Origin of the sequence: Oerskovia sp. USHLN155, assembly GCF_037145535.1 — a bacterium.
Taxonomy (GTDB): Bacteria; Actinomycetota; Actinomycetes; order Actinomycetales; family Cellulomonadaceae; genus Oerskovia; species Oerskovia rustica.
The window spans coordinates 137,942-151,437 of record NZ_JBBCXG010000005.1; the positions used below are offsets into that span (position 1 = coordinate 137,942).

Genomic DNA, 13,496 nt, shown 5'->3' on the forward strand with positions numbered 1-13,496 from the left:
CCGGCTCGGGTCGCCCGAGCCCGCGCAGCAGCACCGCAGGCCACCGAGCAGCGCGGCTCGGACCACGACGAACGGACGACATGACCACGACGACCGACCAGGTGACCACGGCCGACCCGCCGGGCACCGGGACCTCCCGCTCCACACCCCCGCGGAAGAAGACGTCCGGAGGAGGTGGGCTGGGACGGTACGTCCTGGTCCGGTTCCTCCTCATCATCCCGACCGTCTTCATCCTCGTGACGACCGTGTTCGTCGTCATGCGCTCGACCGGCGACCCCATCACGGCGGCGCTCGGCGGGCGCCTGCGAGCGGACCAGCTCGCCGAGCGCATCCACGAGGCCGGCTACGACCGCCCGATCATCGTCCAGTACCTCGAGTACCTGGGCGGGATCGTGCGCGGCGACTTCGGCACCACGATCAGCGACAACCGCCCGGTGTCCGAGGTCCTGACGACCTACGGCGCCGCGACGCTCGAGCTCGCGGTCTACGCCCTGATCATCGCGTTCCTGGTCGGCGTGCCCCTCGGGCTCCTCGCCGCGCACCACCGCGACCGGATCCCCGACGCGTTCCTGCGGGTCTTCGCGATCCTCTGCTACGCGACGCCCGTGTTCTTCGCGGGCCTCCTGCTCAAGCTGGTCTTCTCGGTCGGCCTCGGATGGTTCCCCGTCGCGGGGCGCGCGTCCACGGGGGCCGAGCTGCAGATGATGGCCCTGCCCGACCCGTCGGGCTTCTACGTCGTCGACGCGATCCGCACGGGCGACCCCGCGGTCCTGGGCGACGTGCTGATGCACGCGGTCCTGCCGGGGGTGGCCCTGGGCCTGCTGACCGCGGGGGTGTTCCTGCGGCTCGTGCGCACCAACGTCATCGGGACCCTCGCGACCGACTACGTCGACGCGGCCCGCTCACGCGGAGTGTCCGAGCACCGGCTGGTGCGCACGCACGCGTGGCGGCCCGCGCTGATCCCGATCATCACGGTCATGGGCATGCAGATCGCGCTGCTCCTGGCCGGGGCGGTCCTGACCGAGACGACGTTCGAGTGGAAGGGCCTCGGGTTCATGCTCGCGCAGTACCTGCAGGCCCGGGACTTCGTCGCGGTCCAGGGGATCGTCGTCCTGCTGGCCGTGATCGTCGCGGTCACGAACTTCCTCGTGGACGTCCTCGCGGCGCTCATCGACCCGAGGGTGAGGTACTGACATGGCACGCCGACTCTCCTGGGGCCGTCTGCCCGTGGTCCACCAGCTCCGTCAGAGCGTGGGCCTCCAGCGCGGCATGCTCGTCGCGGGCCTCGTCATCACGGCGCTCTTCCTGCTCACGGCGCTGGCCGCGCCCTGGCTCGCACCGTACGGGTTCAGCCAGCTGCGCAGCGGCGACGTGCTGTTCGGGGCGCAGCAGCCGCCGTCGGCCGAGCACCTGCTCGGCACGACCGTCGGCGGGTACGACGTCCTGTCCCGCGTGATCTGGGGAGCGCGCACCGCGGCCCTCGTGATCGTGGTCGCGATCGCGGCGTCGATCGTGATCGGCGTCCTGCTGGGCCTGGTCTCGGGGTACTTCGGGGGCTGGCTCGACCGCGTGCTCGTGGTCCTGTGCGACGCCGTCTACGCATTCCCGTCGCTGCTCCTCGCGATCCTCCTCGCGATCGTCATCAGCGGCGGGCAGTCCGACCTGTGGGGCGGCATCCTCGCGGCCGCGTTCTCGATCACCGTGGTCTTCATCCCGCAGTACTTCCGCGTGATCCGCGCGGAGACCGTGCGGATCAAGGCCGAGGCGTTCATCGACTCGGCACGCGTCATCGGCACGTCGCACCGCCGCATCATGGGGCGGCACGTGCTGCGCAACGCGACGCGCACGCTCCCGCTCATCGTGACGCTCAACGCGTCCGAGGCGATCCTCACGCTCGCGGGGCTCGGGTTCCTGGGCTTCGGCATCGAGCCGACGGCCGCGGCCGAGTGGGGCTACGACCTCAACAAGTCGCTGTCCGACGTCACGAGCGGCATCTGGTGGACCGCGCTGTTCCCGGGTCTCGCGATCGTGCTCGCGGTCCTGGGCATCACGCTCGTGGGCGAGAGCCTCAACGACCTGGCCGACCCCCGCCTGCGCAGCCGTCGGGCGGCCGCGGTCGGGGCGGGCGAGGTCGCGGAGACGTCGGTCGTGCCGGGCGGCACGCTCGGCGCCGGCCCCGCGGGGCTGGGCGGGTTGGAAGGTTCGGGGACGCTGGGCGACGAGGGAATCGAGGTGCGCCCGTGAGCGCGCAGGCAACAACCACCGGCCCGACGGCGTCGCGCGCCTCGGGTGCGGTCGTCACCGTCCGGGATCTCACGGTCTCGTTCGCGACCGACGCCGGGCCGATCCTCGCGGTCGACGGGGTGGACCTCGAGGTCGCCCCGGGCGAGGTGCTCGCGGTCGTGGGCGAGAGCGGCAGCGGGAAGACCGTGACCGCCAAGACGATCCTCGGCCTGCTGCCGGAGACCGCGACGGCGAGGGGCGCCGTCGTGCTGGCGAACAAGGCGGGGACGAGCGAGTCCGACGTCGTCGCGCTGAGCCGGTCCCAGCTGCGGGCCGTGCGCGGCACGGACGTCGCGATGGTCTTCCAGGAGCCGTCGGCCGCGCTCAACCCGGTCTTCACCGTGGGGTGGCAGATCGTCGAGGGGCTGCGCGCGCACCGGCGCGTAGGACGCGCGGAAGGGCGCAGGCAGGCGATCGACGTGCTGCGTCGGGTCGGCATCCCCGACCCCGAGACGGCTGTGGACAAGTACCCGCACCAGTTCTCGGGCGGGCAGAAGCAGCGCGTCGTCATCGCGATGGCGCTCGCCCTCGACCCCGGGCTGATCGTCGCCGACGAGCCGACGACCGCGCTCGACGTGACCGTGCAGGCCGAGATCCTGGACCTGCTGCGGCGCTGCCGCGACGAGTTCGGGACCGCGATCGTGCTCATCACGCACAACATGGGTGTGGTCGCGGACCTCGCGGACCGCGTGGCCGTGATGTACCAGGGCAAGGTCGTCGAGCAGGCGGACGTCCGGTCGCTGTTCGAGGACCCGCAGGCCGAGTACACGCGGACGCTGCTCGAGGCCGTGCCGCGCGTCGGCGGCGGGGTGGTCAACGCGGCCGCGCGGGTCGAGGCCCGCGCCGACGGCTGGGCCGAGGGTGCGCCCGTGGTCGTGGCCGAAGGGCTGCGGATCGAGTACCCGGGCCGCTTCCGCAAGCCCGCCTTCGTGGCCGTCGACGGGGTGGACTTGTCGATCCGACCCGGCGAGGTGCTGGGGCTCGTGGGGGAGTCGGGCTCGGGCAAGACGACCATCGGCCGCGCGATCGGCGGGCTCACGCCCGTGACAGGAGGGTCGCTGTCGGTGCTGGGCGTCGAGATGCTGGGCGCACGCGAGCGCGACGTGCGGCCCGTGCGGCCGCGCATCGGGTTCGTGTTCCAGGACCCCGCGTCGAGCTTCAACCCGCTGCTCACGATCGCCGAGTGCGTGGCCGAGCCCCTCGTGGTGCACGGGCGGGCGGCGGACGCGGGCGACGCGCGCGATCGGGTCGACGAGCTGCTCGAGTCGGTCCAGCTCCCGCGCTCGTACGGTGACCGGTACCCGCACGAGCTGAGCGGCGGGCAGCGTCAGCGTGCGAGCCTCGCACGGGCGCTCGCCCTCGACCCCGAGCTCCTGGTCGCGGACGAGCCCACGTCGGCGCTCGACGTGTCCGTCCAGGCGCGCGTGCTCGACCTGTTCGCCGAGCTCCAGCGAGACCTCGGGTTCGCGTGCCTGTTCATCAGCCACGACCTCGCGGTCGTGGACCTGCTCGCCGACCGGATCGCGGTGCTCTACCGGGGCAGGCTCGTCGAGGAGGGCACGTCGGCCCAGGTGCTGGGCGCGCCGCAGCACACGTACACCAAGCAGCTCCTGGCGTCGCTGCCCGTGCCGGACCCGGTGCTCCAGGCCGCGCGCCGGGAGGAGCTCCGGGCGTTGCGGGTCTGAGGGTCCGGCCTGCCCGTGCCGGGCCGCTGAGTGCGGAGCAGCTGCTGCCGAACGGCGGTTCTGACGACAGCTGCTCCGCTCTCAGCGACGTGCGGCGGGGACTGAGTTTCGGCTAGCCGACGCCGAGCGCCTCGAGCCACTCGCGCGGCAGCAGCGCGTAGCCCACGAACGCGACCACGTCGAGGATCGTGTGGGCGATCACGAGCGGCACGACCCGGTGCCGCCCCCATCTGCTCGTGTAGAACCACGAGAAGACGACGCCCATGACCACGTTCCCGACGAACGGGCCGATGCCCTGGTACAGGTGGTACGAGCCGCGGAGCAGCGAGCTCCACACGACGAACTTCACGCGTCCCCAGCCCAGGTCCTTGGTGCGCTCGAACAGGTAGGAGACCGCGACGACCTCCTCGAGCAGGCCGTTCTGGAGGGCCGCGAGGATCAGGATCGGCACGGTCCACCAGTAGTCCGCGAGGTTGGCGGGGTTGACCTCGACCGTGATCCCCAGGGCACGCCCGGCGACGTACAGTCCCAGGCCAGGGATGCCGATGACCGCGGCGAGCGCGAACCCCCACCCGGTGTCGCGCCACGGGCGGCTGCCGTCGAGCCCGATCGCCTTCGTGACCGACCGCCCGCGCGCCGAGAGCAGGTACAGCGCGAGCGCGACCGGGATGAGAGCGAACCCGATGCTGAGGATCTGATAGGTCAGGTCGAGGTACGGGCGGGGCGACTGACTGTTGTTGAGGCTCGTGCTCTGCTCCGCGAGCGGGGTGCCCTCGGTCAGGCGCGCGACGATGTTGACGATCGCGTACACCCCCGACCGGCCGAGGCTCAGGCCCAGCAGGATCCAGATCTCGGCCCCGATGCGGCGGCGGGTCTCGGGGTGGTCGGCCGTCGTCGGCGCCCAGCGGGAGCGCTTGCCGGTCTCGGAGTGAGTGCCGGGAGGAGTGGTCACCTGGCCGTTATAGCACCCACCGAGAGGGAGCGCTGCGCGGTCTTCACACAATCCTCGTCGGTTGGTCAACAGGTGTCCGGGGGGCGTGCAGACGGGCTTCCTACCCTGGAAGGACCGTGACTTCGAACAGACCCCCCTCCATCAGCCCGACCGCCCGAGACGCCCCCGCACCGGGCGCCGCCGACGACGACCTCGACGAGAAGCCGCCAGGTCTCTCCGTCACGCAGGTCGTCGCGAGCGCGCTCGCTGCCGTGAGCTCGACGGTCCTGCTGTCGTACCTGGGTGTGGCCGGGACGATCATCGGTGCGGGCGTGGCGTCGATCCTGACGGTCGTCGGTAACAACCTCTACACGCGCTCGATCCTCAAGACGCGCCGCCAGATGAAGGCCGCGATGAAGGCCGGCGTGGTGCTGCCCGTGGGCAAGAACGGCCGCAAGGTCCTGCTGCCGACGCTCGCGGGGTCGCACTCGGCGAGCGGCGAGAGCTCCGGCGACACCACGGCGAGCACAGCGGTGCTGCCCGCGGCCGGCGCGGACGGGCAGGCTGCGGACACCGCGGTCCTCTCGGCCGACGACCTGGGCGGCACGCGCCTCGACGACCTGCGCACCTCGGCCATGGACGGGCCCGACGACGGCACGGACGGTCCGCAGGACGACGGCACCTCGGGCGACACCCCGGACGGCGACGGCACGACGTCCCGCCGCCCGAGCCGCAAGACGCTGATCCTCTCGGCCGTCGGGGTGTTCCTGGTGCTGATCGTGGGCGTGACGCTCGTCGAGGTCGTCGCCGGTCGCCCGCTGAGCGAGATCCTGCGCGGCGAGGAAGGCTCGGGCACGTCGATCAGCCACGTCGTCTCTCGTGAGCCCGCGTCGACCGGGGACCCGGGCGACACGACCGGCACGACCGGCGACACGACGACCGACTCCCCGGCGACGGGCACCACGCCCAGCCCGGCCCCGAGCGAGGTCCCGACCCCGGCGCCGACCGACCCGCCGACCACGGTCCCCGAGCCCGAGCCGACCACGCCGGTCACCCCGGCACCGGACCCGACGCCCGGGACCGGCGGGGACACGGGCGGGACCGGCGGCTCGGGCTCGGGAGGTACCGACCTCGAACAGCAGCCCGGAACGGGAACCGGTAGCGGGTCCGGGAGCGGTGCCGAGAACGTTCCGGGGACCGGGAATTCGGGCTCCGCGACGTCCTGACGCGCAGCAGGCCCGGATCTTCGGACGCCGAGAAGTGCCTAGATGCCCCTGATCCACGCGGATCAGGGGCATCTGCTCACTTCTCGGCATCGGAGGCTCTTGCGTTCGACCGCTCCTCCTGGCAGGCTACAAAGTAGTTTGCAGCACAAACCACGATGCGTCGTGGTGGAGATGGAGCGCTCGTGCCCGACCACACGCCCGACCGGCCCGCCGGACCCGCACAGGGGCCCGACGACGACCAGCCGCTCGACCCCGCCGAGAGCCTGCGCCTCATCGCGGCCCAGCAGGAGAAGGTCAAGGACGTCGAACCCGACGGCCGGGTCCTCTACGGCGTCTGGGGGCTGGCCTGGCTCCTGGGCTACACGACGCTCTACGTCAGCTCGCTGCGCTCGGGCGCCCCTCCCGCCACGGCGACCCTGGAGATCGGGGCGAGCGACGTCGTCGGGCAGCCCGAGCCCTGGGCCTTCCTCGCCTTCACCTTCCTCGTCGTGGGCGCCGTGGCCATCACGATCGTGCACATCATGACGCGCGTGAGCGGGGTGCGCGGCGCGAGCGCCCGCTCGGGCGCGCTCTACGGCTGGGCCTGGTTCATCTCGTTCGCAGCAATGAGCATGGTCCTGGGCGGGCTCGCCCGTGCCGGGGCGAACCCCGAGGTCATGTCCCTCGCGAGCAACTCCCTGTCGTGCCTGGTCGTCGGGATCATGTACCTCGCGGGCGGCGCCATGTGGCAGGAGACCCGCCTGTACGTCCTGGGCGTGTGGATCCTGCTCGTCGCCGGGGCCGCGACGATCGTGGGCCTGCCCGACCTCTACCTCGTCATGGCCGTCGCGGGCGGGGGCGGGTTCCTGCTCATGGCGTTCGTCGAGCAGGTCCTGCGCGTGCGGACCCGTCGCCGGCTCGCGGGAGGTGCCCGTGCCTGACGTCGAGCTCGACCCGGTCATCCACGCTCAGGCGCGGCTGCGCGTCGTGGCGACGCTCTCGGCGCTGGGCGCGGGCGACCAGATCGCGTTCCCCAGGCTCCAGAAGCTCCTCGAGATGACCGCGGGCAACCTCTCGACGCACCTGCGCAAGCTCGAGGACGCCGAGTACGTGACCGTCACCAAGACCCACGAGGGCCGCACCCCGGCCACCTACATCAGCCTCACCCCTCGCGGGCGCCGCGCCTTCGAGGTCTACACCGAGTCCCTGAGCATGCTCCTGAGAGGAGCCGGATCGTGACCAGCCAGCACTCAGCCGTCAGTCCGTGGCGGGCTGCCGCCGCGACGCGAGGAGGCCCGGCCGTGCCGCACGGGTCCCTCGTGTCGGCGCAGCACGTGACCCGCCGCTTCGGCGAGGTCGTCGCGCTCGACGACGTGACCCTCGAGGTCGGGGCCGGCGAGCTCGTCGGGCTCCTGGGCCCCAACGGCGCCGGGAAGTCGACGCTGCTCTCGCTCGTGAGCGGGCAGCGCAAGCCCGACACGGGCGTCGTACGCCTCTTCGGCGGCGACCCGCGCGACGCCTCGTCCCGCCAGGGCCTGGGCCTCACGCCTCAGGAGACGGGCCTGCCCGCGACCCTCAAGGTGCGCGAGGTCGTCGACTTCGTCGGCAAGCACTACGCGAACCCCGTGCCCACGGGCGAGCTGCTCGAGCAGTTCGGGCTGTCCGACCTCGCCGGGCGCCAGACCGGGGCCATGTCCGGCGGGCAGAAGCGACGCCTCGCGGTCGCGCTCTCGCTCGTCGGGCGCCCACGGGTCGTGCTGCTCGACGAGCCCACCACGGGCCTCGACGTGAGCGCGCGCCAGGCGCTGTGGACCGCGATCCGCGAGTACCACGCGGCCGGCGGGACCGTGCTCCTCACGAGCCACTACCTCGAGGAGGTGCAGGCGCTCGCGCAGCGCGTCGTCGTGATCGACCAGGGCGTGGTCAAGGCCGACGACACGCTCGACGCGATCCTGCGCCGCGTCGGGCTGCGCCGCGTGGTCGTGCGCAGCACCGCCGACCTGGGGGCCGACCTGCCGGGCGTGGTGCGGTCCGAGCGCGCGGCCGACAAGGCCGCGGGGGAGTCCGGCGCCTGGCGGTACGAGCTGTTCACGGCCGACGCCGACGAGCTGGTCCGCACGCTCGTGACGTCGGGCCTGCCGTTCCACGGGCTCGAGATCCGGGGCGCGAGCCTCGAGGAGGCGTTCGAGCAGATGGTCTCGCACGCCGCGACCACCGACCACGACGAGGCCGGGAGCCCGACGGGCGCGACGCCGTCGGGCGCCCCGGACCGCCAGACCTCCGAGGAGGAGAGCGCGCGATGAGCACCCACGCAGCCACCACGACCTCCGGCGTGAGCGGGCGCCCGCCCAGCGCCGCGACCCTCACCTGGATCCACCTCAAGTACCAGTTCCTGGAGACCGTGCGCGTGCCCATCGCGGTCCTCGGGAACCTGCTGTTCCCCGCGCTCGCGATGTTCTTCTTCGTCGTGCCGCAGAAGGAGGTCGCGGGCGACCCCGTCGCGGCGACCACGGCCGTCGCGTCGCTCGGGCTGTTCGCGATCTGCTCCGCGAGCCTGTTCACCTACGGGCTCGGTGTCGCGGAGGACCGGGCGCTGCCGTTCGACCCGTTCCTGCGCTCGCTGCCCGCGGGGCCCGCGCCCCGCATGATCGCGCGCATCCTCAACGGCGGGATCTTCTCGCTGTTCGGGCTCGTGCCGCTCATCCTCATCGGGTGGCTCCTGACGGCGGCCTCCGTGACGTGGCCGCAGCTCCTCGCGGGGGTGGGGACCGTGCTGCTCGTGTCGGTGCCGTTCGTGCTGCTGGGCATCGCGATCGGGTACTCGTTGTCCGCCAAGGCGGCGCTGCCCGTGGTGCAGGTCATCCTGTTCCCCCTCGCGTTCGCGGGCGGGCTGTTCCTGCCGCCGTTCCTGTTCCCGCCGTGGCTCGACGCGATCTCGATGACCACCCCGACGCGCGCCGGTCGCGACCTGCTGGTCCAGGCGCTCACGGGCGAGCCGGCGTACGCGCTCGCGTGGGTCGTGCTGCTGGGGTGGACCGTGGTGTTCGCGGTCCTCGCGGTGTGGGCGTACCGCCGCGACGAGGGCCGCCGCTTCAGATAGCCCCTGCCCCTCTCCAGGTGCCGAGAACGAGGTTGCGGTCGCTATCCCTGTGGATGGCGACCACAACCTCGTTCTCGACGGCGCGGAACGTAATGTGATATCACTTTGATAGATGCGGGGCGCCCGGCACCCGTGAACGACGAGAGGAACAGCCATGAGCGACACCACCGTCCCCCCGCAGGAGTCCGTGGGCGGCGAGCCGAGCGGACGCCCCGTGGGCCACGACGGCACCCGCGTGGACGTCACCGAGCAGCCCGCGTGGTCGCTCGGCGCCGGCGGAGGTGGCCTCGCGATCCTCCTCGTCCTCGTCCTTCTCGGCGGGTCGGTCCCCCTGTTCATGACCAGCACCCCGGTCGGCACCCTGCTCGGCGTGGTCGCGATCGTGCTCGGCCTCCTCGCGCTCACCGCCGTCAAGGTCATCAACCCGGGCCAGACGCTCGTCGTCCAGTTCTTCGGCCGGTACCTCGGGACGATCCGCCGCACCGGGCTCGTCGCCACCGTGCCGCTCTCGACGCGCAAGCGCGTGTCCGTCCGCGTCCGCAACTTCGAGACGAGCGAGCTCAAGGTCAACGACGCCGACGGCAACCCGATCAACATCGCGGCGATCATCGTGTGGCAGGTGGCCGACACCGCGAAGGCGAGCTTCGCCGTCGAGGACTACACCGACTTCGTCCGCGTCCAGGCCGAGTCGGCGCTGCGCCACGTGGCCATGTCCCACCCGTACGACGACGCCGAGGCCGGCGAGCAGTCGCTGCGCGGCGCGACGGAGGTCGTGTCGGCGGAGATCGCCGCGGAGGTCGCCGCGCGCGTCGTGGTGGCGGGCGTCGAGGTCGTCGAGGCCCGCATCTCCAACCTCGCGTACGCCCCCGAGATCGCGCAGGCCATGCTGCAGCGCCAGCAGGCCGGGGCGATCATCGCGGCCCGCTCGAGGATCGTCGAGGGCGCCGTGTCCATGGTCGAGGACGCCCTCCAGCGCCTCGAGGCCGAGTCGATCGTCACGCTCGACGACGAGCGCCGCGCCGCCATGGTGTCGAACCTCCTCGTCGTGCTGTGCAGCGACAGCCGCGCGACCCCCGTCGTCAACGCCGGGTCGCTCTACTCGTGACCCCCGAGGTCCCGGCGCCCGCCCCCGGCGGGTCGCCGGGTGAGGGTGCTCCGGGGCCCGACGGCGGAGCGGACGTCGGGCGCGAGGGTGCGCCCGTCGTAGGTGGGCCCGACGGCGGAGCGGACGTCGGGCGCGAGGGTGCGCCTCGACGGCCCCGGACCGAACGGAAGCAGGTCCTGCTGCGTCTCGACCCGGCGGTGCACGACGCGCTCGCGCGCTGGGCGTCGGACGAGCTGCGGAGCGTCAACGCGCAGATCGACATGGTGCTGCGCCGGGCCCTCGACGCCGAGGGCCGGCTGCCTCGGGACGTACGCCCGCCGCGCCGCCCGGGCCGCCCGCCCGCGCAGTGACCTGCGCTCGCTGGTCACCCCGGTGCCGAGAACGAGGTTGAGGTCGCCATCGTCACGATGACGACCTCAACCTCGTTCTCGGCAGCCAGGGGCAGCCAGGGGCAGCCAGGTTCAGCCCGCTCGGCGCAGGCGGAGCGAGTTGGCGACGACCAGGACCGAGCTCATCGCCATCGCGGCCCCTGCGATCATCGGGTTGAGCAGCCCGGCGGCGGCGAGCGGGATCGCGGCCACGTTGTAGGCGAAGGCCCAGAACAGGTTCTGCTTGATGACGCGCAGCGTCTGGCGCGAGAGCCGGATCGCGGTCGCGCTCGAGCGCAGGTCGCCGCGGACCAGCGTGATGTCGCTCGCCTCGATCGCGACGTCGGTGCCCGTGCCCATGGCCAGGCCGAGGTCGGCCCCGGCGAGCGCGGCGGCGTCGTTCACGCCGTCCCCGACCATCGCCACGACGCGGCCCTCCGCGCGCAGGCGCGCGACGACGTCGACCTTGTCCTGCGGCAGGACCTGCGCGATCACGTCCTCCTCGGCGATACCGACCTGCCGGGCGGCGACCTTGGCCGCGCCCGCGTTGTCGCCCGTGAGGAGGAGGGGGCGCAGGCCCAGCTCGCGGAGCTCGGCCACGGCCTGGGCCGAGGTCTCCTTGACGGGGTCGCGCAGGACGAGGACGCCCTGGGCGGCGCCGTTCCAGGCAACGACGACGGCGGTCGCGCCCGTGGACTCGGCCTTGTCGAACGCTCGGCGCAGGTCGGTCCCACCGTTGTCAGAACGAGCGTGACCCGCAGCCCCCGCTGGTGCTGACACGTCGAACGCGACGCCCTGCTCGGCGAGCCATGCCGGGCGCCCGACCAGGACCCGCTGCGCGTTGAGGGCGCCCGCGGGGGACAGGCCCGAGTGCGCGGTGCGGACCAGGCCGCTCACACCGCCGCCCGGGGAGCTCACGAAGTCGAAGACCTGCGGGGAACCGACGACGACGCCGTCGGCGCCGGTCTCGAGGACCGCCCCGGCCGAGGTGTCAGCACCAGCGTGACCTCCAGCGCTCGCCGGCTCTGACTCGCGGTCGTCGACCTCGCCCGAGACCCGCGTCGCTGCCGACGCGATCGCCTGCGCGATCGGGTGCTCGCTCAGCCCCTCCACCGCGCCGGCGAGGCGCAGGGCGTGGCGGGCGGCGCCGTCGGGCGTCTCGCTCGACGAGCCGGCAGACCGCGCCGCGGCCGAGGACAGGTCGAGCGTGCCCTCGCGCGTGACCACGCGCTCGAGGGCCATGCGGCCCTGCGTGACGGTGCCGGTCTTGTCGAGGACGATCACCTCGACCCGGCGCGTGGACTCCAGGACCTCGGGGCCCTTGATGAGGATGCCGAGCTGGGCGCCGCGTCCCGTGCCGACGAGCAGGGCGGTCGGCGTCGCGAGACCCAGGGCGCACGGGCACGCGATGATCAGCACGGCCACGGCGGCCGTGAACGCGAACTGCGTGCTCGCCCCTGCGAGCAGCCAGCCGCCCAGCGTGAGCACGGCCAGGACCAGGACGATCGGCACGAACACGGCCGAGATCCGGTCCGCGAGGCGCTGCACGGGAGCCTTGCCCGTCTGTGCCTGGCTCACGAGGCGACCGATCTGCGCGAGCGTCGTCTCCTCGCCTACGCGCGTCGCACGCACGAGCAGGTGGCCCGAGGTGTTGACGGTCGCGCCCGTGACGTCGTCGCCGGGCGTCACGTCGACGGGGACGGGCTCACCCGTCAGGAGCGAGGTGTCGACGGCGGACGCGCCCTCGACGACGACGCCGTCGGTCGCGACCTTCTCTCCCGGGCGGACCGTGAACAGGTCGCCCTCTCGCAGGGCCGAGACGGGGACGCGCTCGGTCGTGCGGTGGCCGTCGGGGCCGGTCGTGACGCGCTCTGCGTCCTTGGCGCCCATCGCGAGCAGGGAGCGCAGCGCGTCGCCGGCCTTGCGGCGCGAGCGGTGCTCGGACCAGCGGCCCGCGAGGAGGAACGTCGTGACGACGGCCGCGACCTCGAAGTAGAGCTCGGGCATCGCACCGAGGGCACCGTGTGAGCGCTCCGGTACGAGCGACACCGTCATCCGCATGCCGATCTCGCCCGCGCCGCCCAGCAGGAGCGCCCACAGGGACCACAGGGTCGCGGCGATCACGCCGATCGACACGAGGGTGTCCATGGTCGACGCGCCGTGGCGGGCCGCGCGGAACGCGGCGGTGTGGAAGGGCCACGCGCCCCACGTCACGACCGGCAGCGCGAGGGCCGTGACGACCCACTGCCAGCCCGGGAACTGCAGGGCCGGGACCATCGACAGCAGCACGACGGGCAGCGTGAGGACCGCGGCGACCTTGAGGCGGCGCCCGAGGTCGGCACCCCGGTCGCGCGTGGGGGCCGAGGTGTCGGTCGACGCCGGGGCCGGAGCGGGGGCCGGGGCCCGAGCAGGGGCCGGTGCCGGCTCGGCCGGTGTGTCAGAACCAGCGTGGTCCGGGGTGCTCGCCGGTTCTGACACGACGGCGGCCCCAGGGGCCGCCACCCTCGCCGAGACGGCGGGGCTCGCCGCGCGACGCCCCGTGACCCGCGCCTGGTAGCCCGCCTTCTCGACGGCCTCGACGAGCTCGGCGTCGGTGACGCCCTCGGGCAGCACGACGTGCGCGCTCTCGAGGGGCAGGTTGACGGTGGCCTCGACGCCGTCGACGCGGTTGAGCCGCTTCTTGACGCGCGCGACGCACGAGGCGCACGTCATGCCCTCGATCGCGAGGTCGACCTCGACGAGGGTCGGCCCGGAGGTCAGGCCGGTGGGGGTGGTCATCGGTGCTCCTCGACTGTGTGGTGCGTCCGGCGGGTCCCGCC

Annotated in this window: 12 protein-coding genes; 10 read left to right on the forward strand and 2 right to left on the reverse strand. The window is 73.0% G+C overall.

The genetic code is table 11. The features are described 5' to 3' along the window. Positions 1–80 precede the first annotated feature (80 nt). From WFH32_RS08550 to WFH32_RS08560, 3 genes are read left to right on the forward strand one after another with little or no spacing between them, the layout of a single operon-like run. Positions 81–1,193, forward strand: a complete 1,113-nt coding sequence (locus tag WFH32_RS08550; RefSeq protein ID WP_191797637.1) for an ABC transporter permease — start codon at positions 81–83, stop codon at positions 1,191–1,193. A 1-nt stretch (position 1,194) separates the two neighbouring features. Continuing rightward, complete coding sequence (locus tag WFH32_RS08555; protein ID WP_336706929.1) at positions 1,195–2,244, forward strand: ABC transporter permease; 1,050 nt, start codon at positions 1,195–1,197, stop codon at positions 2,242–2,244. Further along, a complete protein-coding gene (locus WFH32_RS08560; protein ID WP_191797633.1) occupies positions 2,241–3,968 on the forward strand; it encodes a dipeptide ABC transporter ATP-binding protein in 1,728 nt (575 codons plus the stop codon). Before WFH32_RS08555 ends, WFH32_RS08560 begins: the two co-directional genes overlap by 4 nt. Before the next feature lie 112 nt (positions 3,969–4,080). On the opposite strand, the gene WFH32_RS08565 is transcribed toward WFH32_RS08560, so the two are convergent. Continuing rightward, entirely contained in the window at positions 4,081–4,920 is an 840-nt protein-coding gene (locus WFH32_RS08565) for a CPBP family intramembrane glutamic endopeptidase (RefSeq protein WP_404822057.1), read from the reverse strand. 116 nt (positions 4,921–5,036) lie between these two features. On the opposite strand from WFH32_RS08565, the gene WFH32_RS08570 reads away from it, so the two are divergent. The 7 genes from WFH32_RS08570 to WFH32_RS08600 all read left to right on the forward strand — a co-directional run bounded on the left by WFH32_RS08570 (position 5,037) and on the right by WFH32_RS08600 (position 10,659). After that, positions 5,037–6,125 (forward strand): hypothetical protein, encoded by a 1,089-nt coding sequence (locus WFH32_RS08570; RefSeq protein ID WP_336706932.1) that lies wholly within the window; start codon positions 5,037–5,039, stop codon positions 6,123–6,125. Between the two features lie 182 nt (positions 6,126–6,307). Next, positions 6,308–7,045: a hypothetical protein gene (locus tag WFH32_RS08575; RefSeq protein ID WP_336706933.1), complete on the forward strand. Its 738-nt coding sequence runs from the start codon at positions 6,308–6,310 to the stop codon at positions 7,043–7,045. Beyond that, positions 7,038–7,343 carry a transcriptional regulator gene (locus WFH32_RS08580; protein WP_191797603.1) on the forward strand — a complete coding sequence of 102 codons (306 nt, stop codon included), beginning with the start codon at positions 7,038–7,040 and terminating at the stop codon, positions 7,341–7,343. The genes WFH32_RS08575 and WFH32_RS08580 overlap by 8 nt, the downstream gene beginning before the upstream one ends. A gap of 62 nt (positions 7,344–7,405) precedes the next feature. Further along, positions 7,406–8,407, forward strand: coding sequence for an ABC transporter ATP-binding protein (locus WFH32_RS08585; RefSeq protein ID WP_336706935.1), 1,002 nt, complete (start codon positions 7,406–7,408; stop codon positions 8,405–8,407). After that, entirely contained in the window at positions 8,404–9,204 is an 801-nt protein-coding gene (locus WFH32_RS08590; protein WP_191797601.1) for an ABC transporter permease, read from the forward strand. The genes WFH32_RS08585 and WFH32_RS08590 overlap by 4 nt, the downstream gene beginning before the upstream one ends. Positions 9,205–9,358: 154 nt before the next feature. Next, a complete protein-coding gene (locus WFH32_RS08595; RefSeq protein ID WP_336706937.1) occupies positions 9,359–10,309 on the forward strand; it encodes an SPFH domain-containing protein in 951 nt (316 codons plus the stop codon). After that, positions 10,306–10,659: a hypothetical protein gene (locus tag WFH32_RS08600; protein WP_336706939.1), complete on the forward strand. Its 354-nt coding sequence runs from the start codon at positions 10,306–10,308 to the stop codon at positions 10,657–10,659. The genes WFH32_RS08595 and WFH32_RS08600 overlap by 4 nt, the downstream gene beginning before the upstream one ends. Positions 10,660–10,770: 111 nt before the next feature. Here WFH32_RS08600 and WFH32_RS08605 read toward each other — a convergent pair whose 3' ends face one another. Next, complete coding sequence (locus tag WFH32_RS08605) at positions 10,771–13,455, reverse strand: heavy metal translocating P-type ATPase (protein ID WP_336706941.1); 2,685 nt, start codon at positions 13,453–13,455, stop codon at positions 10,771–10,773. Positions 13,456–13,496: the final 41 nt, after the last annotated feature.